We start from the raw sequence: 22,912 nt of genomic DNA on the forward strand, positions 1-22,912 counted from the left end.
GCACGGCAGGGCGGGCAGCCGGCAGCGCCCGCGTCAGTCGGAGATGAGCCCCTCGCGCAGCTGCGCCAGCGTCCGCGTCAGCAGCCGCGAGACATGCATCTGGGAGATCCCGACCTCTTCACCGATTTGCGACTGCGTCATGTTCGCGAAGAACCGCAGCATGATGATCTGCCGCTCGCGCGGGGGGAGTTTGGCGAGCAGCGGCTTGAGCGACTCGCGGTACTCCACGCCCTCCAGCGCGCTGTCCTCGTACCCCAGACGGTCGGCCAGCGAGCCCTCGCCGCCGTCGTCCTCGGGGGAGGGCGAGTCCAGCGAGCTGGCGGTGTAGGCGTTGCCCACGGCGAGGCCGTCGACCACGTCCTCCTCCGACACCCCCAGGGCTGCCGCGAGTTCGGTGACGGTCGGGGAGCGGTCGAGCCGCTGGGAGAGCTCGTCGCTCGCCTTGGTGAGCGCCAGCCGCAGCTCCTGGAGCCGGCGGGGCACCCGCACCGACCAACTGGTGTCGCGGAAGAAGCGCTTGATCTCGCCGACGACGGTCGGCATCGCGAACGTCGGGAACTCCACGCCCCGTTCGCAGTCGAACCGGTCGATCGCCTTGATCAGGCCGATGGTGCCGACTTGGACGATGTCCTCCATCGGCTCGTTCCGGCTGCGGAAGCGGGCAGCCGCGTACCGCACGAGGGGAGGTTGAGTTCGATGAGGGTGTCGCGTACGTACGTACGCTCCGCGCTGTCCCGGTCGAGGGCGGCAAGCCGCAGGAACAGGGTGCGGGAGAGGGTGCGGGTGTCGATGGCGTCGCAGTCGTCAAGCACGTGCGGTGCGTCGTTGGTGAGCACCTTCGAGCTGCCCAGTTCTGCGGACATGCCACCCCCTTGAGGTCGCGGACGGATCCCAGCAGCGCTCTGTGCGTGCGCAGCCTCCCCCTGAATACCGGAGGACGGGCCGCGGCAAACGCGGTTTCTGCAGAATGTCACATGTCGGCAACACGCTGTAGCGCCATATCGACATTCTTACCCGGAAGCTGCGGACTCCGGGTCCCCCGATCCGGTTAGGTCTCGATCCGATTTGCGGACCGGAGCCGGGCGAAGCTCCGGGACAGCAGCCGGGAGACGTGCATCTGCGACACGCCGAGCTCCGCGCTGATCTGGGACTGCGTCAGATTGCTGTAGTAACGGAGCAACAGGATGCGCTGCTCGCGCTCGGGCAGCTGCACCAGCAGGTGCCGTACGAGGTCGCGGTGCTCGACCCCGGCCAGCGCCGGGTCCTCGTAGCCGAGCCGGTCCAGCAGCCCCGGCAGCCCGTCGCCCTCCTGGGCCGCCTCCAGTGACGTGGCGTGGTACGAGCGCCCGGCCTCGATACAGGCGAGCACGTCGTCCTCGGTGAGCTTGAGCCGCTCGGCGATCTCGGCGGTGGTGGGGGAGCGGCCGTGCAGCACCGTCAGGTCCTCGGTGGCGCTGTTCACTTGCACCCACAGCTCGTGCAGTCGGCGCGGTACGTGCACGGTGCGCACGTTGTCGCGGAAGTAGCGCTTGATCTCGCCGACGACGGTCGGCATCGCGAAGGTCGGGAACTGCACGCCCCGGTCCGGGTCGAACCGGTCGATGGCGTTGATCAGGCCGATGGTGCCGACCTGGATGACGTCCTCCATCGGCTCGTTGCGGCTGCGGAAGCGGGCGGCGGCGTAGCGGACGAGCGGCAGGTTGGCCTCGATGAGGGCGTCTCGGACGCGCATGTGCTCGGGCGTGCCGGGTTCGAGGGCGGACAGCTCGGTGAAGAGCACCTGGGTGAGGGCGCGGGCGTCGGCGCCCCGGCTCCGGGGCGTACTGGGCTCCGCCGGCCCGTCGCCGTGTCCCTCCTCGCCGTGCCTGTCCTCGCCGTTCTCGGCCCTCCCGTTCTCGATGCTCCCGTTCTCGATGCTCCCGCTCTCGACTCTGCCGTCCTCGGTCCTCCCGTTCTCGACCCTCCCGTCCTCGGGCGCACCGCTCGCGGCTTCTGGCCCGTTCTCGCTGCTCTCGCTGGGGAAAGGGGTTCTGTGAGCAGTACGGGCCGACACGGTCACGCCACCCCTTCTCGCCTTCTCGGTCCATACACCCGGCAAAAGCGGTCATAGCATCACAAGACATGTGCACTGTGTGCAAGCACCGCATAATGCCGTGTTGGTGGGGTAAAAAGGGCCGACCCCCCGTTCCAGGACGAGGGGTCGGCCCTTTCGGCGCGGCTCAGAATTCGTAGTCGGCGATCACCCAGGTGGCGAATTCCCGCCACTGCCCCGCGGCTTCCTGGTGCGCCGGGTGTTCGATATAGCGCTTCAGCGCGTCGGTGTCCTCGACGGCGGAGTTGATCGCGAAGTCGTAGGCGATCGGCCGGTCGGTGATGTTCCAGGCGCACTCCCACGCCGTGAGCTCCGGGATGATCCCGCCGAGCTTCCGGAACGCCTCGACGCCGGCGACCACGCGCGGCTCGTCGCGCTCCACGCCGTCGTTGAGCTTGAAAAGGACCAGATGGCGAATCACGGGGAAGACCTCCGGCGGGCTATCGGGCCGCAGGTCAGTCGAACAGCGCGGTCACGAAGTCGCCGAAGCTCTCTGCGGCGTCGGATATTCCCTCGAAGCCTACCTGGACCAGGTCGGCGGCCTCCTTAGGGGACTTGATGATGGTGAACAGCGCGAAGACGATGAGCATGTAAGTGACGACCTTCTTCGCCTGTGCCATCTTCGTGCCGCCTCCCCTACGGTCCTTGCCCGATCGCGTGAGTCTATCCACACGTACGGTCGATCCGGGCGGATGATGCGATCATTCTGCCGGTCGGCGTGGCGGCGAGGGCCCGCGGGCCCCTCGCGATCGGCACCGAGGCCGGGAACGGACATCGGGACCGGGTCGTTCTGCCTGAGACCGAACTCGGGACCGAGAACGCGAACGAGAGCAGCGAGGCGACCGTGGCCGTACGTGACGACACCTCCCCCTCGGCCCTGGTGATGCGCCCGCCCGCGGCCCCGCCCCGTGCCGCCGTCCCGCCCCGTGCCGCCGTCCTCTTCCTGCACGGCGGCAGCGCGGACGGCCTGGCGCGGCCCCGGCCGTGGAACCTCCCGGACGCCCGGATGCGCCCGTTCGAACGGGCCGTCGTCCGCGCCACCGCCGGCCACGACGTGGCGACAGGCCGGGTCCGCTACCGCCACCGCGGTTGGAACGGCACCCGCGACGACGCGGCCCGCGACGCGACCCAGGCCCTCGCCGAACTCGGCCGGCGGTTCGGCGACGAGGTCCCCGTGGTCCTGGTCGGCCACTCGATGGGCGGCCGCGCCGCGCTGCGCGCCGCCGCGCACCCGCTCGTACGCGCCGTGGTGGCGCTCGCCCCGTGGTGCCCGGACGGCGAGCCGGTCACCCACCTGGGCGGCCGCCGCCTGGTGCTCCTGCACGGCGACCGGGACCGTACGACCGACCCCCGCGCCTCGGTGGACTTCGCGCTGCGGGCCAGGGGCAGCGGCGCCACGGCGTGCACGCTGCTGCTGCCGGGCGGCGACCACGCGATGCTCCGCCGCGCCGCCGCCTGGCACGCGCTCACCACGGGCACGGTCACCGGCCTGCTGGGCCTGGGACCGCTGCCGCGCGTGGTGGCCGCGGCCCTGTCGCGGGGAGACCGGAACCAGGTCCGGAGCTGAGACCGGAACGCGGAGGACGACGGGGACCGCACCGGGGTCCGGCACCGGGGTCCGGACCCCGGTGCGGAACCGGGGCCGGGAAAGGCGAAGGGCCCCACCCGACCGGGTGGGGCCCTTCGCTTCGCTGGCGGTAGCGGTGGGATTTGAACCCACGGAGGAGTTGCCCCCTCACACGCTTTCGAGGCGTGCTCCTTCGGCCGCTCGGACACGCTACCGAGAGAGAGCTTAGCGGACGGGGGGCCGTGCTCCGAAATCGGTTCCTCGGGGCCGGTTCCTCAGGGTTCCTCAGGGCTTGCGGGAGAGGGTGCGGAAGAAGTCGGTCAGCAGGCCGGCGCACTCGTCGGCCAGCACCCCGTGGATCACCTCGGGGCGGTGGTTGAGCCGCCGGTCCCGTACGACGTCCCACAGCGAGCCCACGGCCCCCGCCTTCTCGTCGACCGCCCCGTACACCACCCGGTCCACGCGGGCCAGCACGCTGGCGCCCGCGCACATGGTGCAGGGCTCCAGCGTCACCACCAGCGTGCAGCCGGTCAGCCGCCACTCGCCGGTGGTCCGGGCCGCCGCGCGCAGCGCGAGGACCTCGGCGTGCGCCGTGGGGTCGCCGGTGGCCTCGCGCTCGTTGCGGCCCCGCCCGAGCACCGTGCCGTCCGGAGCCAGCACGACGGCGCCCACCGGCACGTCGCCCGTCTCCGGCGCGTGGACGGCCTCCGCGAGGGCGAGTCGCATCGGACCGTGCCAGGGATCGCGCACGGGGTCGGGGGCGGGCACGGGGCCGCGTGCCGGGTCCGGGCCGCGTACGGAGTCCGGATCGCGTACGGGGTCGGGGGCCGGGGTCGGCCGGGGAGCGGTCATGGCACCAGTGTCGCCTTCCGGGGGCGGCGGACGGTCCCCCGCCCCCGGGACGGTCAGCGCACTGCCTCCAGGACGTCCGTGCAGCCCAGCATGTCCGCGAGGGCGGTCAGCGCGTCGCCGTCCAGGGACAGCAGGTCCTTCTCGCCGACCTCGAAGTCGGCCAGCAGGGCGAGGTCGCCCAGCGGCCCGTGCGGAACCGGTTCCTCAGCGGCCGCGTCGGCGTCGTCGGGCTCGGGCTCGCCGTCCTCCGTGCCGTCGAGGTCCAGGCTGTCCAACTCGTCGGTACCGTCCTCGTCCCGGCCGAGCAGCTCGTCGGTGAGCAGTGCGCCGTACGAGCTGCGGGCGGCCGCGGCCGCGTCCGAGACGTAGATGCGCGGGTCGTCCTCGCCCTCCAGGCGGACGATGCCGAACCACGCGTCTTCCTGCTCGATGAGGGCCAGCACCGTGTCGTCGTCGACCGCGGCCTCACGGGCCAGATCGGTCAGGTCTGCCAGGGTCTCCACATCGTCGAGCTCTGTGTCGCTCGCTTGCCACCCGTCTTCGGTGCGCGCGAGCAGTGCGGCGAAGTACACCGTGACTCTCCCACTGGTCATAGGCGTGCCGGGGCGGACAGGGCGATGCCCCGTCCATTCGGAATCGTGGCAGAAACCTCGGCATTGCGAGAGGTCTTCCGCGCTGCGTCGTGCACCAGTCCTAGGAGATGTGGCTCACGGGACGCCGGTTGCGGCCCGGCCTACCCGTTCGCCGGTAACCCGTTCGCTACCACCGGAAGGTCCGCATCCGCATGGCCTGGCGCATCCGCGCGCTGCGGGCGCGGCGCGGCTGGACCCGGTCGCGGAGCTCCTTGGCCTCGTTCAGCTCGCGCAGGAACTGGGCGCGCCGCCGTCGCCGTTCCGCGGCTATCTCGGGCGATTCCTCGCCGAACTCGTCCCGGTCCGCCATCTGTCACACACCACCTCGGTCCGAGGTTTCCGCCCGCCCGCGGCGGTCCGGCCCCGCGGCGGTTCCCCGCGGTGGTCCGGGCCATGGTCCGCGGACAGTCCGGGCGTATGTGCCCACTTTCCCCCGAACCGGTGGTTTGATGCCAGTGCGGCGTCCAATGGTCGGCGGGTGACGGGCGGGCACTCGCGCCCGGAAGCTCGGTTAATGTCGATGCCATGCGGATCCACGTCGTCGACCACCCGCTGGTGGCGCACAAACTCACCACGCTGCGCGACAAGCGCACCGACTCTCCCACCTTCCGGCGTCTCGCCGACGAGCTGGTCACCCTGCTCGCGTACGAGGCGACCCGCGATGTGCGCACCGATCAGGTCGACATCGAGACCCCGGTGACGGCGACGACCGGCGTCCGGCTCTCCCACCCTCGGCCGCTGGTGGTGCCGATCCTGCGGGCCGGTCTCGGCATGCTCGACGGCATGGTGCGGCTGCTGCCGACCGCCGAGGTCGGCTTCCTCGGCATGATCCGCGACGAGGAGACGCTGCAGGCGTCGACGTACGCGACGCGGATGCCGGACGACCTCTCGGGCCGCCAGGTGTACGTGCTGGACCCGATGCTGGCCACCGGCGGCACGCTCGTCGCGGCGATCAACGAGCTGATCTCGCGCGGCGCGGACGACGTCACCGCGCTCTGCCTGCTGGCGGCCCCGGAGGGCGTCGAGGTGATGGAGCGCGAGCTGGCGGGCGCGCCGGTCACGGTGGTGACCGCGGCGGTGGACGAGCGGCTGAACGAGAACGGGTACATCGTCCCCGGCCTCGGCGACGCCGGGGACCGGATGTACGGCGCGGCGGGCTGACCCGGCCGTAGGGCTCCCCGCCGACGCCGAGGGCTGTAGGTCTCCCCGCCGACGCCAAGGGCCGTCGGTCTCCCCGCCGACGCTGGGGAGGCCGGCGACGGCTCGCCGTCCTCGGCAGTGGTCGGCGGCCGATCCTCAGCAGTGGTCGGCGGCCGAGTCCTTCGGGGCGGGCCGGGACAGCGCGACCAGCGCCTGGTCCGCCTCCTTCTTCCTCGCCAGCTCGCGGAAGTCGTCGCCGATGATCAGGTCGACGTCCTCGCCCTCGCGCGCGTCGTGCCGGGTCCGGGCGCCCGGGAGCTGCGTGCCCAGGACGTCGAAGGCGCCCTCGGCCGCCGCGGGGGCGCCCAGCAGCAGCCCTGGCGCCTTGACCTTCTTGTCGTACTCCGCCGGGGCGTTGCCCACTTTCCCGATCTTGAAGCCGCGCTTCTTCAGCGCGTCGGCGGTCTCCTTCGCCAGCCCGGTGCGCTTCGTCGCGTTGTAGACGTTGACGGTGATCTCACCGGGCTTCGGCAGTGCCGCGCCGGGCTTGCCGGGCTTGCCGGGGACGGTCCCGGCCCGGGAGGACGCCGACGCCTTCGCCGCCTTCGAGGGGGTGTCCGCGCCGTCACCGCCGGGCTTGCGGGCGCAGTCGCCCGAGGCGTTCCGGCCGGTCGCGCTCGACTTCGTGCCGCTGTCGCCCGAGAAGACGTCGATGAGCTGCCATGTCCCCCAGCCGACCAGGCCGAGCGCGAGAGTCGCGCCGACGCCGGCCAGCGCGATCTTGTGGTGACCCCGAGGTCGGCGCATGCGCGGATAGCGATTGCCCGTGATGCGGTACTTTCCGCCCATTCCAGGAGGCGTGAGCATGCTCATGAGCGCAGCGTAATGCCGCATGCGCTTCGTGCCTACTAAATGATCAATTGTTCACGCGCGGGCCAACCCGAAAGGGCCAACCCCGAATGGGCCAGCGGCGTGGCGAAGGGTGCCGCGAACGGCGCCGCGAATGGCCTCCCGGCGGTGCCCGGCGGGATCCCGGGCGGCGGGGGCTCAGCCCAGTTCGAGCACGCGCGCGTGCAGCACCTGGCGCTGCTGGAGGGCCGCCCGTACGGCACGGTGCAGCCCGTCCTCCAGGTAGAGGTCGCCCTGCCACTTCACGACGTGGGCGAACAGGTCCCCGTAGAACGTCGAGTCCTCCGCGAGCAGCGTCTCCAGGTCGAGTTGCTGCTTCGTCGTCACGAGCTGGTCAAGGCGTACCGGGCGTGGGGCGACATCCGCCCACTGCCGGGTGCTTTCCCGGCCGTGGTCGGGGTACGGCCGCCCGTTTCCGATGCGCTTGAAGATCACACGGAAAGCCTACCGGTCAAGTGGGTTCCGGCGCAGCCACGGCGCGGGAGTGCGAAGGTGGCAAACACCAGCAAATCGGGAGCGACGCATGAACGAGAGGCCCTCGGCCCGCCGTGACTCCGCGCGACCCGCCGCCGAAGGCGCGGCCGCCGAGGGTGCCGCGAGCGGCGCCGCGGCCGCCGAAGCTCCCGGTGCCGATGGTGTGTCCGATGGTGATGGCGAGCCCGCCGCCGACGCTCCCGGTGGGGCCGCCGCCGACCTCGCCGCGGCCTACGCCTTCCCCGGTCCCGCCCTGGATCTGGGTGCGCTGCTGTGGGGCGGGGCCTGTCTGTGCGATGTCCCGGTCCGGGTCCCGCTGTCGGTTCTGCACCGGCACGGGCTCGTCGCGGGGGCCGGCGGCACCGGCGTCACCCGGACGGTCCAGCTCATGGCCGAGCGGATCTCGGCGCACGGCGTCCCGGTCTTCCTCGCCGACGTGGACGGCGGCCTGACGGGCGTGTCGGTACCCGGCACCGGCGGCGAGGAGATCGAACGGCGCATGGCCGAGGTCGGCGAGGAGTGGACCGCGCTCGGCTATCCGGCCGAGTTCCACGCGCTGGGCGGGCTCGGCACCGGCATCCCGCTGCGCGCCACGGCCACCGCGTTCGGGCCGGTGCTGCTGGCGAGGGCGCTCGGCCTGGACCGCGGCCAGGAGCGGTCGCTGGAACTGGTCTTCCGGCACGCGGACAGCAGGGGCCTGGAGCCGGTCGGCCTCGGCGACCTGCGGGCCCTCGCCGCGTTCCTCGCCTCCGCGGAGGGCGGGACGAGCTCGCCGAGGCCGCTGGGCGTACGGAGGGCCCCGCGGCCGCCGGGCCCGTCGCGGCCGCCGGACTCACCGAGCTCACCGAGCTCACCGGGTTTGCCGAAGCCAGCGGGTTCGCTGAGGCCGCCGGGTTCGCGGCCGCCGGCGGGCTGCCGGCGGCCGCCGCGAGGGCGTTCTTCGGCGCGCCGGAGTTCGACACGAACGCGCTGCTGCGGATCGCGCCGGACGGTCGCGGCGTCATCTCCGTACTGGAGCTGCCCGCCGTCCGGGACGCGCCGCGGCTGTACTCCGCCGCCCTGATGTGGCTGCTGGCCGATCTCTGCCACGCGCTGCCGGAGGCCGGCGGCTTCGACAAGCCCAGGCTCGTCTTCTTCCTCGACGGGGCGCGTCCGCTCTTCGAGGGGGCCTCCGAGGCGTTCCGGGAGTCGGTCGTCCGCACGCTGCGGCTGCTCGAATCGAAGGGCGTGGGCGTGTTCTTCGTGGCGCGCGGCCCGCACGAGGTCCCGGACGAGGTCCTCGGCCGGCTCGGCACCCGGGTGCAGCACGCGCTGCCCGACGACGCCGCGGCGCTCGACGCGGCCGCGCGGGCCTTCCCCCGGTCGGCGTACGACCCGGCGGAACTGCTCGCCGGGCTCGGGACGGGCGAGGCGGTGGTGACGGCACCGAGCGGTCAGCGCGCCCCGGCCCCCGCCGCGACCCCGGCCGCGGCGGTTCGGCTCCGGGCGCCGCAGTCGCTGATGGGACCGGTCGCGGCGGCCGAACTGGAGCGCGCGGTCACCGGCTCGGAGCTGTTCGAACGTTATGCACAGGCTGTGGACCGCGGGACGGCCGCCCGGCACGACCGGAAGGCCGCACGATCCCCGCTCGGCACGGCACCCCGCGGCCGCTGACCGGCCGCTGGCCGGTCGCCGATCCGCGGACGGCCTGCCGCGGTACGCCGTCGGGGCGCCGAACAGCACCGCTGCCCGGCGCCCCGAGGCGGCCGCGTCGGAATCCGGCACGGCCGCGACACGCGGCCGCGTCACCGCGTCACTCCGTCACCGCGTCACTGCGTCACTGCGTCACTCCTCCGTCACCACGTCACTCGGTCGCCGCGCCTCTCCCTCACTCGGTCACGCGGTCGTGGTCATGCCCGTCGTGCAGACCGCCGCCGCTGCCCGCGTCGCCCTCGGTCGGCACGCTCTGCACCGGCTCGGTCAGCGAGCCCAGGTCGTACGCGTACGTCCCCACCGCGTTGGCGATCACATCGATGTTGGTGTCGAAGGCCGACATGTCGATATTGGACAGGTTGTCGCAGGCGGCGTGGTAGCAGGCGTCGTACGCCGCGCCCGCCGTGCCGCCGTACTTCGTGGCCTGCCCGGCCGTCTTGACGCCCTCCGCGCCGGTGAAGGTGCCACCGGACGGGATGCCCGCCGCGATGAACGGCCCGTAGTCCGACCGCCCGGTGAAGTCCGTGCCCTCGTGCGGCGCGCCCCGGCGGTCCAGGAAGTCGTTGATGCCCTTCTCGATCTGCGCCGAGCCCTCGGGGCCGGGGCCCTCGCCCACGCCGTCGGAGTTGTCGCCGTCGTACACGAACTGCCCGTGGTTCGGCGACGCGATCATGTCGAAGTTGAGGTAGAGGGCGATCCGTTCGCGCTGCTCCTTGCTCAGCCCGGCGACGTACGCCTTGGAGCCCAGCAGCCCCAGCTCCTCCGCCGACCACCACGCGAAGCGGATCGTGTGGTCGGGCTTCTTCCGGGTCTTCGCCAGCTCCAGCGCGACCTCCAGCAGGCCGGCCGAGCCCGAGCCGTTGTCGTTGATGCCGGGGCCCGCGGTGACGGAGTCCAGATGGGCGCCGAGCATCACCGTACGGCGGTCGTCGCCGCCGGGAGTCTCGGCGATGACGTTGTTGCTCGTCCGCACCTGCTGGAGCTCGCGGATCTCGAAGCCGACCGTCACCTCGCCGCGCGCCGCCTCCGCCGCCAGCGCCTCGCCGTCCGCCCGCGTGACGCCCCCGGTGGGGATCCGGGCGGCCGCCGCGTCGCCGAGGGTGCCGGACAGCGCGCCGTCGGTGTTGTTGTAGACGATCGCGCCGACCGCGCCCGCGTCGGCCGCCGCGGCCTGCTTGGTGGCGAACGCGCAGCCACCCCGCCTGATCAGGGCGATCTTCCCGGTGAAGGTCCCCGACGCGTAGTCGGACGCCTCGCAGCCGGTGGTCTCGTCGACCGGCACGGCGGCGACGGCGGCCGTGATCCCGCCCACCGGGGTGCTCTTGGTGTACGACATGGCCTTGATCGCGACCTGGCGCGGACTCGGCGCGACGACCGCGAGCTTCTCGGCCAGGGTCTCGATGTACGTGAACTGGAACGGCTCGTACGAGACCCGGTAGCCCGCCTTCTGCAGCACGCCCTTGACGTACTCGGCGGAGGCGGCATGGCCGGGCGAGCCGGCGGCGCGATGGCCGCCCGAGGCGTCCGCGATGGCCTGGAATCTCTCCAGATGGGCTCGGGCGTCGTGGGCCGAGGATCTCTTCACCAACTGGCGGGCGAGGGCCGCGGCCTTGGCCGGGCCACTGCCACCCGGTGCCGATGACGACGCAGACGACGACGGCGACGCGGTCGCGGGGGAGGCGGCGGAGAGCAGCAGCGGCGCGGCGAGCGCCGCGGCCGCCAGGGCGGCTATCGCCCGGCGCGCGGGCGGCAGGGTACGCGGATCCACAGGGGTCGGTCCTCTCAGGCGTAGGGCTGGGACGGGGTCCCGAGTCGCCAGATCCTGCCCCGGTGGCGGCCCGGTGAAGCGCGCGCGGGGTTCACAGGCGGGGGTCAACCGGGCCTGCTCCCGCGCCCCTTCGCCTCTTTCGCCGACCGCTTCGCCTGCTGCTTGTACGCCCGCACCTTGTCCAGCGAGGCGGGCCCGGTGATGTCGGCGACCGAGCGGTAGGAGCCCGCCTCGCCGTACGGGCCGGCGGCCTCCCGCCACCCGCTGGGCCGCACCCCGAACTGCTTGCCCAGCAGCGCGACGAAGATCTGCGCCTTCTGGCGGCCGAAGCCGGGAAGCGCGTTCAGCCGGGCCAGCAACTCCGCCCCGCTGCCCGCGTCGCGCCACACCCCGCTCGCGTCGCCGTCGTAGTGCTCGACCAGGTACTGGCACAGGAGCTGCACCCGCTTGGCCATGGCCCCCGGGTAGCGGTGCACGGCGGGCTTGTCCGACAGCAGCGCCGCGAAGCGCTCGGGGTCGTGGACGGCGATCTCATGGGCGTCCAGATCGTCCCGGCCCATACGTCGCGCGATGGTGTACGGACCGGAGAAAGCCCATTCCATGGGAACCTGCTGGTCGAGGAGCATCCCGGTGAGGAGGGCCAGCGGGCTGCGGCCGAGCAGGGCGTCGGCCTCCGGCTGCTGCGCGAGCCGAACGGTGGTGTTCATGGGCGGTCGGGGCGCGGTGCGCGAGGGCCGCGGCCCGCCCTCCTTTCCCTGCGTCAGTGCCCTTCCCCCACTGCGGTCATTCTGGGCAGGGTGCGCGACGCGCGCCAGTCAGAGGCGCCGGAACGGCAACGGGCGGGCCTCCCCTCTGAGCGGGTGTCAGGCATCCCGTACCCCTCAGCCTCCGTACCCGTCGCCTCCCGAACCCGTCAGGCCTCCCGTACCGCGTAGTCGTCCAGCGACGGCTCCAGCAGAGCGAAGGCGATACGGCCCTGTTCGGCCACCGCGGCCGCTATCACGTCGTCGCTCTGCCCCGCGAGCGTGCGCCGCTGGAGCTCCGCGAAGAGCAGCCGGTGGACGCCGCCGAGCTGGGCGGCCGCCACGCGCGGCACGATGTCGTCCGGGCCCGCGCCCGTCTCGGCGGCGAGCACCTCGGCCAGCGCCCCCTCCCGCTGCTCGTGCAGATCGCGCAGGCGGGCGGTGAGGGTGGGGCTCTCGGCGACCATGCGGGCGAAGACCGGCCCGGAGAACCCGATGACGGGGTCGTGGCGCTCCACGCCGGCGAGGAACGCCCGGCGCAGCGCGGCGAGAGCGGACTCCCCGGGAGCCCGCTCGCCGACCGCGGCCGCCGGGCCCGCGACGAACTCCTCGGAGTGGTCGAGGGCCAGGTCCTCCTTGCGCGGGAAGTAGTTGGTGACGGTCATCTTGGCGACGCGCGAGGCCGCCGCGATGTCGGCGATGGTCGTCGCGTCGAAGCCGCGCTGGAGGAACAGCCGGGTGGCGTGGTCGGAGATGGCCCGCCGGGTCTCGCGCTTCTTCTGCTCCCGCAGGCCTGGGATGTCGCTGCTCATGCCTTCCTCCCTCAAGGTCCCAAGAATTTTGGGTCGGACCTTATTTTAGGTTGACGACGAGGTGGGTCGGTTCTAATGTTAGGTCAGACCTAAGAGATTTTCCGAAGGAGACCGACTTGCGCATCACCTCCTCCGCCATCTGCCTCACCGTCGACGACGTGGCCGCGTCCGTCGCCTTCTTCACCCGGCACTTCGGCTTCCGTACGGAGATGGAGGCGGACGGCTTCGCCTCCCTGGGGCGGGACGACGCCGCGCCGAGCATCGTGCTGATGCGGCGCGGCATCGACGTGCTCCCCGAGAAGATCCGGAACCAGCGCGCCGAGGGCGTCATCGTGGTGTTCACGGTCGACGACCTCGCGGGCGAAGAGGCGCGGCTGCGCGCGGAAGGCGTCGACATCACCATGCCGCTGCGGGAAGAGCCGTGGGGCGAGCGGCTGTTCATGGTGACCGGCCCGAACGACGTGATAGTCGAACTCGTCGAGTGGGTGACGCCGGCGTCCGACGAGGCCGGCAGCCCCGCTTGAGGCCGGTGCCCGCCGAGCCCGGCACCCCCGCTTGACCCTCACCCCACGTCAGGCCTCAGCCTGGGCCCGTCACGAAAGGCGGGACATGAGCTATTCGGTGGGGCAGGTCTCCGGGTTCGCGGGGATCACGGTGCGCGCCCTGCACCATTACGACAGGACCGGGCTGCTGACACCCAGCGAGCGCAGCCCGGCCGGCTATCGGCTCTACAGCGACGCCGACCTCGCGCGGCTCCAGCAGATCCTCTTCTACCGCGAACTGGGCTTCTCCCTCGACGAGATCGGGGCCATCCTCCAGGACCCGCAGGCGAACGCGCTGGATCACCTGCGGGCCCGGCACCGGCTCCTCGTCGAGCAGATCGACAAGCTGCGCAGGCTCGTGGAGGTGGCCGAGCACGCGATGGAGGTCCAGCAGACGGGCGTCGAACTGACCCCGCAGGAACGGTTCGAGGTCTTCGGCGAGATCACCTTCGACCTGAGCTACGCCACCGAAGCGCATCTGAAGTGGCAGGACAGCGAGGGACACCGGCGGTCGATGGCCCGTGCCGCCGCGCACACCAAAGAGGACTGGCGGCAGATCATGGCGGAGGCCGCCGACTGGCGGAAGCGGCTCATCGCCGCGTTCGACGCGGACGAGGCGGCCGACGGCGACCTGGCCACCGGCCTTGCCGAGGAGCATCGCGCGCACGTCAGCCGCTGGTTCACCCCCTGCCCGCCGGAGATGCACCGCCGGATCGCCGACGAGTACGTGGCGGACGCACGGGGGTTCGCCCTGGTGGTCCCCGCCTCCGAGCAGCGCCCGGGGCTGGCCGCGTACCTGCACGCCGCGATCCACGCCAACGCCGACCGCCGCGCTGCGGACTGACGCGTCCCGGCATCGACCAAGGAGTTCTGGCCAGGATGAGGATTCTGATCACGGCCGCCGGATCGCACGGCGACGTCGTTCCGTACACCGGGCTCGGGGTGTGTCTGCGGGAGGCCGGACACGAGGTCGTGCTCGCCACGCACCCGTCCTTCGCGGCGCGGGTGGCGGAGTGCGGGCTGGGCTTCCGGCCGCTGCCCGGGGACCCGCGGACGGACGCGGCCGCGCCGACCGAGCCGCCCGGCCCGGGTGGCGAGGGGACGGGGGCGCCGACGAGGGCCGGTGGGGCGCCGCGTGGCCGGGCGCTGCTCCGGCAGGCGTCCACCGCGATACGGCTCCTCGGCGAGGGCATCGCCGACGCCGCCGACCCCGGTACGGACCTGCTGCTGCTCTCCAACACCACCGCCACGCTCGGCCGCCACGTGGCCGAAGCGATCGGCGCCGACTGCCTCGGTGCGGCCCTGCAACCCACCGCGCCCACCGGGGAGTTCCCGCCCGTGGTCGGGCCGACCCGCTCCCTGGGCCGCTGGGGCAACCGGGCCGCCGGCCGGTTCGCGCTGCGCGTGGTCGACCGGCTGCACCGCGACGCGGTGCGCGACCTGCGGGCCCGGCTCGGCCTGCCCGCGGCGACCGGCGGGGGCGCGGGGGCCTCCACCGCTCGCCGCAGGCGGGCGCGCTCCGGGGCCGGGGCGCCGGTGCCGTACGGGCTCGGCGCGATACTGCACGGGTTCAGCCCGGTCCTGGTGCCGCGCCCCGCGGACTGGGGCGCCGGGCTGGACGTGGTCGGCACCTGGTGGCCGCACCTTCGACCGGAGGCCCGGCTCCCGGAGGTGGTGGAGGACTTCCTCGGCGCCGGACCGCCACCCGTCTTCATCGGTTTCGGCAGCATGGGCGGCGGCGAGGGGGAGCGGTTGAGCGGCATCGCCACCGAGGCGCTGCGCCGGGCCGGGCTGCGCGGGATACTCCAGGCCGGCTGGGCCGGGCTCGCGGCCTGCGGGGACGACGTGCTGACGGTCGGGGACGTGCCGCACGCGCTGCTCTTCCCGCGGGCGGCCGCCGTCGTCCACCACGCGGGCGCGGGCACCACCGCCGCCGCGCTGCGCGCAGGGGTGCCGTCCGTGCCGGTGCCGGTGACGGCGGACCAGCCGTTCTGGGCCCGGCGCGTCGCCGCCCTGGGGGCGGGGACCGAGCCGATCCCGTACCGGGCCCTGACCGCCGACCGGCTGGCGGAGGCGCTCCGGCAGGCGGTCCACGACGGCGCGTACCGCGAACGGGCGGCGTCCGCGGCCCGGCGCATGGCCGCGGAGGACGGCGCGGGACGGGTCGCCGAGGTGATCCGTACGCTGGAGCGCGCGCGGTGACGGCCCCGGCCCGAGCGAGGTGCGGGCCCCGGGCGTGGGCCCCTGGTCAGGGGTCGTGCCCGGGGCCCGCCGGTCAGCGGAAAGGCCGCTGACCATGCCGTCAGCGCTGACCGGCCTTGCTGCCGTGGTTGGCCTTCTTCTTACGGCGGGCCTTCTTCTTACGGGCACGCTTCGACATGGGTGCGGACTCCTCGGGGCCTGCGGGGCGGGGTCGGGGTACGGGGGATCAGGCGGCCTGGCCGGCGAGCTCTTCGGCGAGCTTCACGAGGCGGCGGACGGTGCGCGGTTCGCCTGCGACGGGCGCGGCCGGGGAGAGCGCCGTGCGGTCGTAGTAGGCGCCCGGTTCGAGCTCGGTGGCCGGGTCGCACAGCCGCGCCACACGGGCGGCGCCCTCCGCGGCGGAGTCGCCCTCGTGCCCGTACAGCGAGAGCAGCGCCGTGTCGCAGACGCCCGGGTGCACGCTGACCGCGGTGCCGCCGGAGTCGGCCGGGAGCGCCGCGCGGGCGAAGACCGTGAGGGCGAGCTGCGACTGGGCGTAGGCGGCGAGCCGCGAGTAGCGGCGGCTGCGGTTCGGGTCGGACCAGGCGATGGAGGCGGTCCGGTGCATCGACGACGACACGTTGACCACGCGGCTTCCCGGGCGGGCGGTGAGCGGCCCCGTGAGGCCGCGGGTGAGGACGTATGCCGCGAGGAAGTTGACCTGGAGGGAGAGTTCGACGCCGTCCTCCGTGATCGTGTGGCGCTCGGGGGCCGCGACGGCCGCGTTGTTGACGAGCACGTCGAGTACGGGGTGCGCGGCCGCGACGGCCGCGGCCATGGCCCGTACCTCCGCCAGCCGTGAGAAGTCCGCGACGGCGAGATCCAGCCGCTTCGGGTCGGCCCCCGCCGCGACGAGCCGCTCCACCGCGGCCCCGCCGGACGCGGCGTCCGGGGCGTGCAGGACGACGGTGCAGCCCTGTTCGCTGAGGAGGCGGGCGGTCTCCCACCCGATGCCGGAGGTGGCTCCGGTGACGAGCACGGTCCTGTCGGTGGGCACAGCTGAAGACATGGTCGATTCCTGGAAACGGGCACGGCGGAACGGCCCCCGGCCACGGGGGAGTCCGAGCGTGCGAAACGGTACGGAGGCCGTCCCCGCGGTGAGCGGAGCGGCGGCCGAGTACGGGTACCCGTACGGGGGACGGCGGGCGTCGCGGTGCGCGTACGGGCGGCGAGTGCGACGACCAGCGGCTACGCGCACGCCCACGGGACGCGTACATATGCGAGTACAGACGTCGTACGGGCGCGAGGAGCGCGCCGCGGCCTCGTCAGGTCGTCGTCGGCGCGTCAGCGCGTCGGCGGCCGAACAGTGCGCATCACCGGCGGCACCGTATGAGGTGGCCGGTCGTCGTGGCGCAGACCGCTGTTCATGTCGTCCATCCAAGGCGGAGGGCATCCGGGCTTCAAGGGCACCGGGCCGTCCTTGACGACGCCCTGATGCGACGGCTCCCGCCGTAGGCCGTCACCCGCGCCGCGCGTCAACGGCCCGTCAACGTCGTGTCAACGGTGGACCGCGCGCCGTCAGCGTCGTGTCATGAGGGGTCGGACGCGAAGGTGGTGCGGGCGTAGCCTCACCGGCAGGCCCCGGTCCTCCTCCCCGGGCCGGGCCATCACTTTCCGAGGATCCCGAGGAAAGGATCCTCAAGGAGGATTCCCATGGCAGAAATGCTCTACGGAGACGATCCGGAGCCTTCTGATCGTTTCCCGGCCGGACCGCTGTATGTGCCTGTCCGGTCGGGACCCACGGGGTGCGCGGCCCGCCTGTTCCGCACGCCACTCGGCGGCCGTACAGCCGTCGGCTTCACGACCGAGCGGCGGCTGACCGCCGTTCTCGGCCCGGGACAGGCCTGGATCCGGCTGGCGGAGTCCGCGCTTCGGGCGCTGGCCGAGCCGCTGGGGGTCAGCGCGGTCACGGTGGATCCGCAGTTCGCCGCGCCCCCCGCCGCCCGCGCGTTCGTCCCCGCTCCCGCTCCGGTGCGCGCCGCCGCTCCGCCGCCCGCCGGCTCGGCCGCGCCACCAAAGCCCGAACGCCCCTGGCACGGCTGGGATTCGCCCGCTGCCGGGCCGCCGACGCCGGTCCTCAGCGGGCCGGCGGGGATGCGGATGAGGGGGGCGGCGCGATGACCACCCTGCCGATGGCGCCGGGCACGTCCGGCGCCCCGGGCGCCCCCGGCACCCCCGCCGCGGCCACTCCCGCGCCCCCCGCACCCCCCGCGCCTCCCGGGCACACCACCGCTGACCTGGCCGTCTGGCCCGCCACGACCGCCCGGTTGCCGCACGGCGACCTGGCCGTGGGCGGCGTGTCCCTCGCCGGACTGGCCGACCGCTTCGGTACGCCCACGTACCTGCTGGACGAGGACGAGGTGCGGACCCGGTGCCGCACCTACCGGCACGCCTTTCCGGAGGCGGAGGCCGAAGTCCTCTACGCGGCCAAGGCGTTCCTGAGCCGCGCCATGGCGCACTGGGTGTGCGAGGAGGGCCTGGGCCTCGACGTGTGCTCCGCCGGGGAGTTGGAGCTCGCCGTCACCACGGGGTTCCCGGCCGAGCGGATCGTGCTGCACGGCAACGCCAAGAGCCGCCACGACCTGGACACCGCGCTGCGGCTGGGCGTCGGGCGCATCGTGCTCGACAGCCCGTCGGAGATCGCCCGGCTGGCGGCCGCGGTGCCCGCGGGCAGCCGCCAGAAGGTCATGGTCCGTGTGGTGCCGGGGATCACCGCGGGCGGCCACGCCAAGATCCGGACCGGTACGGAGGGGCAGAAGTTCGGCTTGTCGATCACCGACGGCTCGGCGCAGCACGCCGTCACCCGGATCCTGGACCAGCCGCGGCTGGAACTGACCGGCCTGCACTGCCACTTGGGCTCGCAGATCACCTCGGCCAAGCCCTATCTGTCGGCCGTGCGCCGCATGGTCGGCCTCATGGCCAGGATCCACGAGCAGCACGGTGTCGAGCTGCCCGAACTGGACCTCGGCGGTGGCCACGGCGTCGCCTACCGGCCGGGCGAGGCGTCCCTGGACATCACCGCGCTGGCCCGGCGGCTGCGCGCCGCGCTGGTCGAGAGCTGCGCGGCGGCGGGGCTGGCCGTACCCCGGCTGCTGATCGAGCCGGGCCGCGCCATCGCGGGCCCGGCCGGGGTCGTGCTGTACCGGGTCCTCGCGGTCAAACCGTCCGGCGGGCACACGTTCGTCGCCGTGGACGGCGGAATGAGCGACAATCCGCGGCCCGCGCTCTACGGGGTCCGGTACGCGCCCGCGCTGGTCGGGCGGCACTCGACGGCGCCTCCCGTCACGGCGGACGTGGTCGGCCGGCACTGCGAGGCGGGCGACGTGCTCGCCACCGGGGTCCCGCTGCCCGGCGACGTGCGCCCCGGGGACCTGCTGGCCGTACCCGTCGCGGGCGCGTACCACCTGGCCATGGCCTCCGGCTACAACCTGGTCGGCCGCCCGCCCGTGGTCGCCGTCGCGCGGGGCCACGCCCGGCTGCTGGTACGGCGCGAATCCCTGGACGACATCCGCAGCCGCGACGTCGGCCTGTAGCGCGATCGGCCGTAGCGGCTCCGGTTCCGCCGCATGGCATGGGCTCCGCCCCTGGACCTCCCGGGTCCGGGGGCGGAGCCCACTTTGTCATCTCCCGGGTTCCCGGCGATCCCCGCGAGACCTTGCGTCAGATACCCCTAGGGGTATATCTGACGTGTGGAGATACCCCCACAGGGTATGGTCGAGGAGAGAATCCGAGGAGCAGTGATGACAGCCACGGTGACCGGCACGGCCGAGGTGGAACTCGCCATCGGCGGGATGACCTGCGCTTCGTGTGCCGCCCGCGTCGAGAAGAAGCTCAACCGCATGGACGGGGTCGAGGCCACCGTCAACTACGCGACCGAGAAGGCCAAGGTCACCTACCGCCGCGACCTCGCTGTGGCCGATCTGATCGCCACGGTCGAGGCCACGGGCTACACCGCGACTCCGCCCGCCCCCGCCCCTGCCCGTACGGGGCGCTCCGCGGCCGACGCCGGAACGGCGGCCGAAGCCGGTGAGGCCGAGGGAGCGGACGAGCTGCGGCCGTTGCGGCAGCGCCTGGCCACCGCCGTCGTCCTCGCCGTTCCCGTGGTCGTCCTGGCCATGGTGCCGGCCTGGCAGTTCGAGTACTGGCAGTGGCTGTCCCTGACGCTCGCCGCGCCGGTGGTGACATACGCGGCGTGGCCGTTCCACCGCGCCGCCTTCACCAACGCCCGGCACGGCGCGGCCACCATGGACACGTTGATCTCGCTCGGCACCGGCGCCGCGTTCCTGTGGTCGCTGTGGGCGCTGTTCTTCGGCACCGCCGGGATGCCCGGCATGACCCACGGCTTCGAGCTGACCATCGCCCGCACCGACGGCGCCGGCACGATCTACCTGGAGACGGCCGCCGGGGTGACCGCGTTCATCCTCGCCGGGCGGTACTTCGAGGCCCGTTCCAAGCGCAGGGCGGGCGCGGCCCTCAGGGCGCTGCTGGAGCTGGGCGCCAAGGAGGTCACCGTTCTGCGCGACGGCCGCGAGGAGCTGATCCGTACCGAGGACCTCGCCGTCGGCGACCGGTTCGTGATCCGCCCCGGCGAGAAGATCGCCACCGACGGAGTGGTCGTCGACGGCAGCTCGGCGGTCGACGCGTCGATGCTCACCGGCGAGTCGGTGCCGGTGGAGGTGGCGGTGGGGGACGCGGTCACCGGCGCCACGCTCAACGCGGGCGGACGGCTGGTGGTCGAGGCCACCCGGGTCGGCGCCGACACCCAGCTGGCCCGGATGGCCCAGCTCGTGGCGGACGCCCAGAACGGCAAGGCCGCCGCCCAGCGCCTCGCCGACCGGATCTCCGCCGTCTTCGTCCCCGTGGTCATCGCGCTGGCGCTGGGCACCCTGGGCTTCTGGCTCGGCAGCGGCGCGGGGCTGACGGCCGCGTTCACCGCGGCCGTCGCCGTCCTGATCATCGCGTGCCCCTGCGCCCTGGGCCTGGCGACCCCGACCGCGCTGATGGTCGGCACCGGGCGCGGCGCGCAGCTGGGCATCCTGATCAAGGGCCCGGAGGTGCTGGAGACCACCCGCAGGGTCGACACCGTCGTGCTGGACAAGACCGGCACCGTCACCACCGGCCGGATGACCCTGCTGAAGGTGCACACCGCCGAGGGGGAGGACGAGGCGGAGGTGCTGCGGCTGGCCGGCGCGCTGGAGCACGCCTCCGAGCACCCGATAGCGCGAGCGGTCGCCACCGGGGCCGCGCAGCGGGTGGGCGCCCTGCCCACCCCCGAGGACTTCGCAGGCGTCCCCGGCCTCGGGGTACAGGGCGTGGTCGACGGCCACGCCGTGCTGGTGGGGCGGGAGAAGCTGCTGGCCGACTGGTCGATGGAGCTGCCGCCGGCGCTGGCGCGGGCCAAGGCGGCGGCCGAGGCCGACGGGCGTACGGCCGTCGCGGTGGCCTGGGACGGCCGGGCCCGCGCCGTTCTGGAGGTCGCCGACGCGGTCAAGGACACCAGCGCGGAGGCGGTCCGGCGGCTGCGCGCGCTCGGCCTGACCCCCGTCCTGCTGACCGGCGACAACACCGCGGTCGCCCGCGCGGTCGCCCGCGAGGTCGGCATCGACGAGGTGATCGCCGAGGTCCTGCCGGAGGACAAGGTCGACGTGGTCAAGCGGCTCCAGGCCGAGGGACGGGCCGTGGCCATGGTGGGCGACGGCGTCAACGACGCGGCCGCGCTCGCCCAGGCCGACCTGGGCCTGGCCATGGGCACGGGCACCGACGCGGCCATCGAGGCCGGTGACCTGACCCTCGTCCGCGGTGACCTGCGCGTCGCCGCGGACGCCATCCGGCTCTCCCGCCGCACGCTGGGCACCATCAAGTCGAACCTGTTCTGGGCCTTCGCCTACAACGTCGCCGCCCTGCCGCTGGCCGCGAGCGGCCTGCTCAACCCGATGATCGCCGGAGCGGCCATGGCCTTCTCCTCCGTCTTCGTCGTCGGCAACAGCCTCCGCCTGCGCCGCTTCCGGGCCCTCGGCTGATGCCGGACCGCGGCGGCGTGGGCGAGGAGCGGGTACGTAGGATGCCGGGCATGACACGTCGGCGGCGGCCTGGAGCCCGGCACCGGCCCGGAGGGGCGCGGGCCTGGTTCCTGACGCTGACGCTCGCGGTGCTGACCGGTGTGGCGGCCATGCACGGCCTGGGGCCGACGCCTCCGGTGCCCCGACGGCCACGGCGGCGAGGCCGCACGCCCCGTCGGCGCCGGTCCACACGATGCCGATGCCCGTCGCCTCCTCCGTGCAACAGGCCGAGGGCTGTGCGCATGTGGACGACCGCGGCCACGACGGTGGGCACACGGAGCACGCCGACGCCACGTGCGCGGCAGGCGGTACCAGCACCGGGCCGGTGCTGCCCGCGCTGCCGCCCTCCCCGGTTCCGGCCGTCGCCGACCGGGCCGTGGCCGAGCCGGACGCCGTGGCGGCGGTCGGCGGCCGCGCTCCTCCGTCGTTGAGCGAGCTGCAACTCCTGCGCATTTAGAGGCACCCGCGGTGCCCGGCCCTCCGTAGCGGGGACCGCCGGGCGCCGTCCTCGGCATGCCGATCAGCCTCATCAGCGCGCGTACGTGCCTCAGCGAGCGCCTGCGCGCACCACGCGTACGAACACAGGAGTTGCCCACCATGACCACCACACGCATGACCAACCGTTCCCTGGCCCGCCGGGCGGCGGCCGCCGTCGCCGTGGCCGCGGCGGCCGCGGTACTCGCCGCCTGCGGCGGAAGCGACGACAAGGGCTCGGGCGGCCACTCCGGCCACGGCAAGGACGCCACCCCCTCCGCGACCGCGTCGCAGAGCGCCGGCAAGGACCACAACGCCGCGGACGTCTCTTTCGCGCAAGGGATGATCCCGCACCACCGGCAGGCGGTCGCGATGGCCGACCTGGCGGCCGACCGCGCGTCGTCGCAGCAGGTCAAGGACCTCGCCGTCACGATCAAGAAGGCGCAGGACCCGGAGATCAAGACGATGTCCGGCTGGCTGACCTCATGGGGCGAGCAGACGCCCGCCGAGGGGCACGGCGCCCACCACTCCGGTCACGACATGCCCGGAATGATGGGCGAAGAGGACATGGCCCGGCTGGAGAAGGCGTCCGGCAAGGCGTTCGACACCGCCTTCCTGGAGCTCATGATCGAACACCACGAGGGCGCGGTGACCATGGCCGGTACGGAGCAGGACAAGGGCTCCCACCAGGCGGCCAAGGACATGGCCGAGGACATCGTGGCCTCCCAGAGCGCGGAGATCACCCGGATGAAGAAGCTCCTCGGCAAGGACTGATCCACGCCCCCCGGGCGGCGCCACCACCCCGACGGCGCCGCCCGGCGGCACGGCCGGCGTGGAAGCGCCCAGGGGCACGGCCGACGCGGAAGGGCGAGAGGCCGGGCGCGGGCGTGATGGGACATTCCTCTTCTTGGGACA

The 22,912-nt window shown here is 73.5% G+C and carries 22 protein-coding genes, 1 tRNA gene and 2 pseudogenes; 11 read left to right on the forward strand and 14 right to left on the reverse strand.

The annotated features are described in order from the left end of the window. Nucleotides 1-33: 33 nt before the first annotated feature. The 4 genes and pseudogenes from Q3Y56_RS18745 to Q3Y56_RS18760 all read right to left on the reverse strand — a co-directional run bounded on the left by Q3Y56_RS18745 (nucleotide 34) and on the right by Q3Y56_RS18760 (nucleotide 2,712). Nucleotides 34-863 (reverse strand): annotated as a pseudogene (locus Q3Y56_RS18745) (RNA polymerase sigma factor SigF). 185 nt (nucleotides 864-1,048) lie between these two features. Beyond that, on the reverse strand, nucleotides 1,049-1,900 hold the full coding sequence (locus Q3Y56_RS18750) for an RNA polymerase sigma factor SigF (RefSeq protein WP_304465676.1): 852 nt from the start codon (nucleotides 1,898-1,900) through the stop codon (nucleotides 1,049-1,051). Nucleotides 1,901-2,219: 319 nt separating this feature from the next. Continuing rightward, on the reverse strand, nucleotides 2,220-2,513 hold the full coding sequence (locus tag Q3Y56_RS18755; protein ID WP_304463055.1) for a Dabb family protein: 294 nt from the start codon (nucleotides 2,511-2,513) through the stop codon (nucleotides 2,220-2,222). Nucleotides 2,514-2,547: 34 nt separating this feature from the next. Beyond that, nucleotides 2,548-2,712, reverse strand: coding sequence for a hypothetical protein (locus Q3Y56_RS18760; RefSeq protein WP_304463056.1), 165 nt, complete (start codon nucleotides 2,710-2,712; stop codon nucleotides 2,548-2,550). Nucleotides 2,713-2,975: 263 nt separating this feature from the next. On the opposite strand from Q3Y56_RS18760, the gene Q3Y56_RS18765 reads away from it, so the two are divergent. Then, nucleotides 2,976-3,659, forward strand: coding sequence for an alpha/beta fold hydrolase (locus Q3Y56_RS18765; protein WP_304465677.1), 684 nt, complete (start codon nucleotides 2,976-2,978; stop codon nucleotides 3,657-3,659). Nucleotides 3,660-3,784: 125 nt separating this feature from the next. Here the strand turns inward: Q3Y56_RS18765 and Q3Y56_RS18770 are convergent. The 4 genes from Q3Y56_RS18770 to Q3Y56_RS18785 all read right to left on the reverse strand — a co-directional run bounded on the left by Q3Y56_RS18770 (nucleotide 3,785) and on the right by Q3Y56_RS18785 (nucleotide 5,453). Further along, nucleotides 3,785-3,874, reverse strand: a tRNA-Ser gene (locus tag Q3Y56_RS18770). 70 nt (nucleotides 3,875-3,944) lie between these two features. Further along, nucleotides 3,945-4,511 carry a tRNA adenosine(34) deaminase TadA gene (tadA, locus tag Q3Y56_RS18775; protein ID WP_304463057.1) on the reverse strand — a complete coding sequence of 189 codons (567 nt, stop codon included), beginning with the start codon at nucleotides 4,509-4,511 and terminating at the stop codon, nucleotides 3,945-3,947. A gap of 53 nt (nucleotides 4,512-4,564) precedes the next feature. After that, nucleotides 4,565-5,104 carry a hypothetical protein gene (locus Q3Y56_RS18780; RefSeq protein WP_304463058.1) on the reverse strand — a complete coding sequence of 180 codons (540 nt, stop codon included), beginning with the start codon at nucleotides 5,102-5,104 and terminating at the stop codon, nucleotides 4,565-4,567. Between the two features lie 166 nt (nucleotides 5,105-5,270). Continuing rightward, complete coding sequence (locus Q3Y56_RS18785) at nucleotides 5,271-5,453, reverse strand: hypothetical protein (protein ID WP_304463059.1); 183 nt, start codon at nucleotides 5,451-5,453, stop codon at nucleotides 5,271-5,273. 215 nt (nucleotides 5,454-5,668) lie between these two features. On the opposite strand from Q3Y56_RS18785, the gene upp reads away from it, so the two are divergent. Beyond that, entirely contained in the window at nucleotides 5,669-6,304 is a 636-nt protein-coding gene (gene upp, locus Q3Y56_RS18790; protein ID WP_304463060.1) for a uracil phosphoribosyltransferase, read from the forward strand. Between the two features lie 135 nt (nucleotides 6,305-6,439). Here the strand turns inward: upp and Q3Y56_RS18795 are convergent, their stop codons facing one another. Further along, the gene (locus Q3Y56_RS18795) at nucleotides 6,440-7,156 is read right to left on the reverse strand and encodes a LytR C-terminal domain-containing protein (RefSeq protein ID WP_304463061.1); all 717 of its coding nucleotides are present in this window, start codon (nucleotides 7,154-7,156) and stop codon (nucleotides 6,440-6,442) included. A 174-nt stretch (nucleotides 7,157-7,330) separates the two neighbouring features. Next, nucleotides 7,331-7,627 carry a type II toxin-antitoxin system VapB family antitoxin gene (locus Q3Y56_RS18800; protein WP_003986294.1) on the reverse strand — a complete coding sequence of 99 codons (297 nt, stop codon included), beginning with the start codon at nucleotides 7,625-7,627 and terminating at the stop codon, nucleotides 7,331-7,333. 88 nt (nucleotides 7,628-7,715) lie between these two features. Between Q3Y56_RS18800 and Q3Y56_RS18805 the strand changes: the two are divergent. Beyond that, a pseudogene (locus Q3Y56_RS18805) lies at nucleotides 7,716-9,259 on the forward strand (helicase HerA-like domain-containing protein); the annotation flags it as partial. A 274-nt stretch (nucleotides 9,260-9,533) separates the two neighbouring features. On the opposite strand, the gene Q3Y56_RS18810 reads toward Q3Y56_RS18805, so the two are convergent. The 3 genes from Q3Y56_RS18810 to Q3Y56_RS18820 all read right to left on the reverse strand — a co-directional run bounded on the left by Q3Y56_RS18810 (nucleotide 9,534) and on the right by Q3Y56_RS18820 (nucleotide 12,681). Beyond that, nucleotides 9,534-11,126, reverse strand: coding sequence for a M28 family metallopeptidase (locus Q3Y56_RS18810; RefSeq protein WP_304463062.1), 1,593 nt, complete (start codon nucleotides 11,124-11,126; stop codon nucleotides 9,534-9,536). A 104-nt stretch (nucleotides 11,127-11,230) separates the two neighbouring features. Next, complete coding sequence (locus tag Q3Y56_RS18815; RefSeq protein ID WP_304463063.1) at nucleotides 11,231-11,833, reverse strand: HhH-GPD-type base excision DNA repair protein; 603 nt, start codon at nucleotides 11,831-11,833, stop codon at nucleotides 11,231-11,233. A 206-nt stretch (nucleotides 11,834-12,039) separates the two neighbouring features. Further along, nucleotides 12,040-12,681: a TetR/AcrR family transcriptional regulator gene (locus tag Q3Y56_RS18820; RefSeq protein WP_304463064.1), complete on the reverse strand. Its 642-nt coding sequence runs from the start codon at nucleotides 12,679-12,681 to the stop codon at nucleotides 12,040-12,042. A gap of 116 nt (nucleotides 12,682-12,797) precedes the next feature. Between Q3Y56_RS18820 and Q3Y56_RS18825 the strand changes: the two genes are divergently transcribed. The 3 genes from Q3Y56_RS18825 (at nucleotide 12,798) to Q3Y56_RS18835 (ending at nucleotide 15,425) form a co-directional block, all read left to right on the forward strand. Continuing rightward, entirely contained in the window at nucleotides 12,798-13,205 is a 408-nt protein-coding gene (locus tag Q3Y56_RS18825; RefSeq protein ID WP_304463065.1) for a VOC family protein, read from the forward strand. A gap of 85 nt (nucleotides 13,206-13,290) precedes the next feature. Continuing rightward, the gene (locus Q3Y56_RS18830; protein WP_304463066.1) at nucleotides 13,291-14,067 is read left to right on the forward strand and encodes a MerR family transcriptional regulator; all 777 of its coding nucleotides are present in this window, start codon (nucleotides 13,291-13,293) and stop codon (nucleotides 14,065-14,067) included. 35 nt (nucleotides 14,068-14,102) lie between these two features. Further along, a complete protein-coding gene (locus Q3Y56_RS18835) occupies nucleotides 14,103-15,425 on the forward strand; it encodes a nucleotide disphospho-sugar-binding domain-containing protein (protein ID WP_304463067.1) in 1,323 nt (440 codons plus the stop codon). A 226-nt stretch (nucleotides 15,426-15,651) separates the two neighbouring features. Here Q3Y56_RS18835 and Q3Y56_RS18840 read toward each other — a convergent pair whose 3' ends face one another. Then, nucleotides 15,652-16,473, reverse strand: a complete 822-nt coding sequence (locus Q3Y56_RS18840) for an SDR family NAD(P)-dependent oxidoreductase (RefSeq protein ID WP_304463068.1) — start codon at nucleotides 16,471-16,473, stop codon at nucleotides 15,652-15,654. Nucleotides 16,474-17,117: 644 nt separating this feature from the next. Between Q3Y56_RS18840 and Q3Y56_RS18845 the strand changes: the two genes are divergently transcribed. The 5 genes from Q3Y56_RS18845 (at nucleotide 17,118) to Q3Y56_RS18865 (ending at nucleotide 22,771) form a co-directional block, all read left to right on the forward strand. Next, on the forward strand, nucleotides 17,118-17,585 hold the full coding sequence (locus tag Q3Y56_RS18845) for an SAV_915 family protein (RefSeq protein WP_304463069.1): 468 nt from the start codon (nucleotides 17,118-17,120) through the stop codon (nucleotides 17,583-17,585). Beyond that, entirely contained in the window at nucleotides 17,582-18,997 is a 1,416-nt protein-coding gene (gene lysA, locus Q3Y56_RS18850) for a diaminopimelate decarboxylase (protein ID WP_304463070.1), read from the forward strand. The genes Q3Y56_RS18845 and lysA overlap by 4 nt, the downstream gene beginning before the upstream one ends. Before the next feature lie 207 nt (nucleotides 18,998-19,204). Beyond that, nucleotides 19,205-21,484 carry a cation-translocating P-type ATPase gene (locus tag Q3Y56_RS18855; RefSeq protein ID WP_304463071.1) on the forward strand — a complete coding sequence of 760 codons (2,280 nt, stop codon included), beginning with the start codon at nucleotides 19,205-19,207 and terminating at the stop codon, nucleotides 21,482-21,484. A 232-nt stretch (nucleotides 21,485-21,716) separates the two neighbouring features. Continuing rightward, the gene (locus Q3Y56_RS18860; protein ID WP_304463072.1) at nucleotides 21,717-21,980 is read left to right on the forward strand and encodes a DUF6153 family protein; all 264 of its coding nucleotides are present in this window, start codon (nucleotides 21,717-21,719) and stop codon (nucleotides 21,978-21,980) included. A gap of 155 nt (nucleotides 21,981-22,135) precedes the next feature. Beyond that, nucleotides 22,136-22,771 (forward strand): DUF305 domain-containing protein, encoded by a 636-nt coding sequence (locus Q3Y56_RS18865; protein WP_304465678.1) that lies wholly within the window; start codon nucleotides 22,136-22,138, stop codon nucleotides 22,769-22,771. Nucleotides 22,772-22,912 lie beyond the last annotated feature (141 nt).

It is taken from the genome of Streptomyces sp. XD-27, assembly GCF_030553055.1.
Lineage (GTDB): Bacteria > Actinomycetota > Actinomycetes > Streptomycetales > Streptomycetaceae > Streptomyces.

Bases quoted from the DNA above. Each gene is read 5' to 3' on its own strand.
- lysA (WP_304463070.1), top strand. From the start codon at position 17,582: ATGACCACCCTGCCGATGGCGCCGGGCACGTCCGGCGCCCCGGGCGCC.
- Q3Y56_RS18785 (WP_304463059.1), bottom strand. From the start codon at position 5,453: ATGGCGGACCGGGACGAGTTCGGCGAGGAATCGCCCGAGATAGCCGCG.
- Q3Y56_RS18845 (WP_304463069.1), top strand. From the start codon at position 17,118: ATGGCAGAAATGCTCTACGGAGACGATCCGGAGCCTTCTGATCGTTTC.
- Q3Y56_RS18795 (WP_304463061.1), bottom strand. From the start codon at position 7,156: ATGAGCATGCTCACGCCTCCTGGAATGGGCGGAAAGTACCGCATCACG.
- Q3Y56_RS18860 (WP_304463072.1), top strand. From the start codon at position 21,717: ATGCCGATGCCCGTCGCCTCCTCCGTGCAACAGGCCGAGGGCTGTGCG.
- Q3Y56_RS18865 (WP_304465678.1), top strand. From the start codon at position 22,136: ATGACCAACCGTTCCCTGGCCCGCCGGGCGGCGGCCGCCGTCGCCGTG.
- tadA (WP_304463057.1), bottom strand. From the start codon at position 4,511: ATGACCGCTCCCCGGCCGACCCCGGCCCCCGACCCCGTACGCGATCCG.
- Q3Y56_RS18835 (WP_304463067.1), top strand. From the start codon at position 14,103: ATGAGGATTCTGATCACGGCCGCCGGATCGCACGGCGACGTCGTTCCG.
- Q3Y56_RS18820 (WP_304463064.1), bottom strand. From the start codon at position 12,681: ATGAGCAGCGACATCCCAGGCCTGCGGGAGCAGAAGAAGCGCGAGACC.
- Q3Y56_RS18780 (WP_304463058.1), bottom strand. From the start codon at position 5,104: ATGACCAGTGGGAGAGTCACGGTGTACTTCGCCGCACTGCTCGCGCGC.
- Q3Y56_RS18830 (WP_304463066.1), top strand. From the start codon at position 13,291: ATGAGCTATTCGGTGGGGCAGGTCTCCGGGTTCGCGGGGATCACGGTG.
- Q3Y56_RS18855 (WP_304463071.1), top strand. From the start codon at position 19,205: ATGACAGCCACGGTGACCGGCACGGCCGAGGTGGAACTCGCCATCGGC.
- Q3Y56_RS18765 (WP_304465677.1), top strand. From the start codon at position 2,976: ATGCGCCCGCCCGCGGCCCCGCCCCGTGCCGCCGTCCCGCCCCGTGCC.
- upp (WP_304463060.1), top strand. From the start codon at position 5,669: ATGCGGATCCACGTCGTCGACCACCCGCTGGTGGCGCACAAACTCACC.
- Q3Y56_RS18815 (WP_304463063.1), bottom strand. From the start codon at position 11,833: ATGAACACCACCGTTCGGCTCGCGCAGCAGCCGGAGGCCGACGCCCTG.
- Q3Y56_RS18760 (WP_304463056.1), bottom strand. From the start codon at position 2,712: ATGGCACAGGCGAAGAAGGTCGTCACTTACATGCTCATCGTCTTCGCG.
- Q3Y56_RS18840 (WP_304463068.1), bottom strand. From the start codon at position 16,473: ATGTCTTCAGCTGTGCCCACCGACAGGACCGTGCTCGTCACCGGAGCC.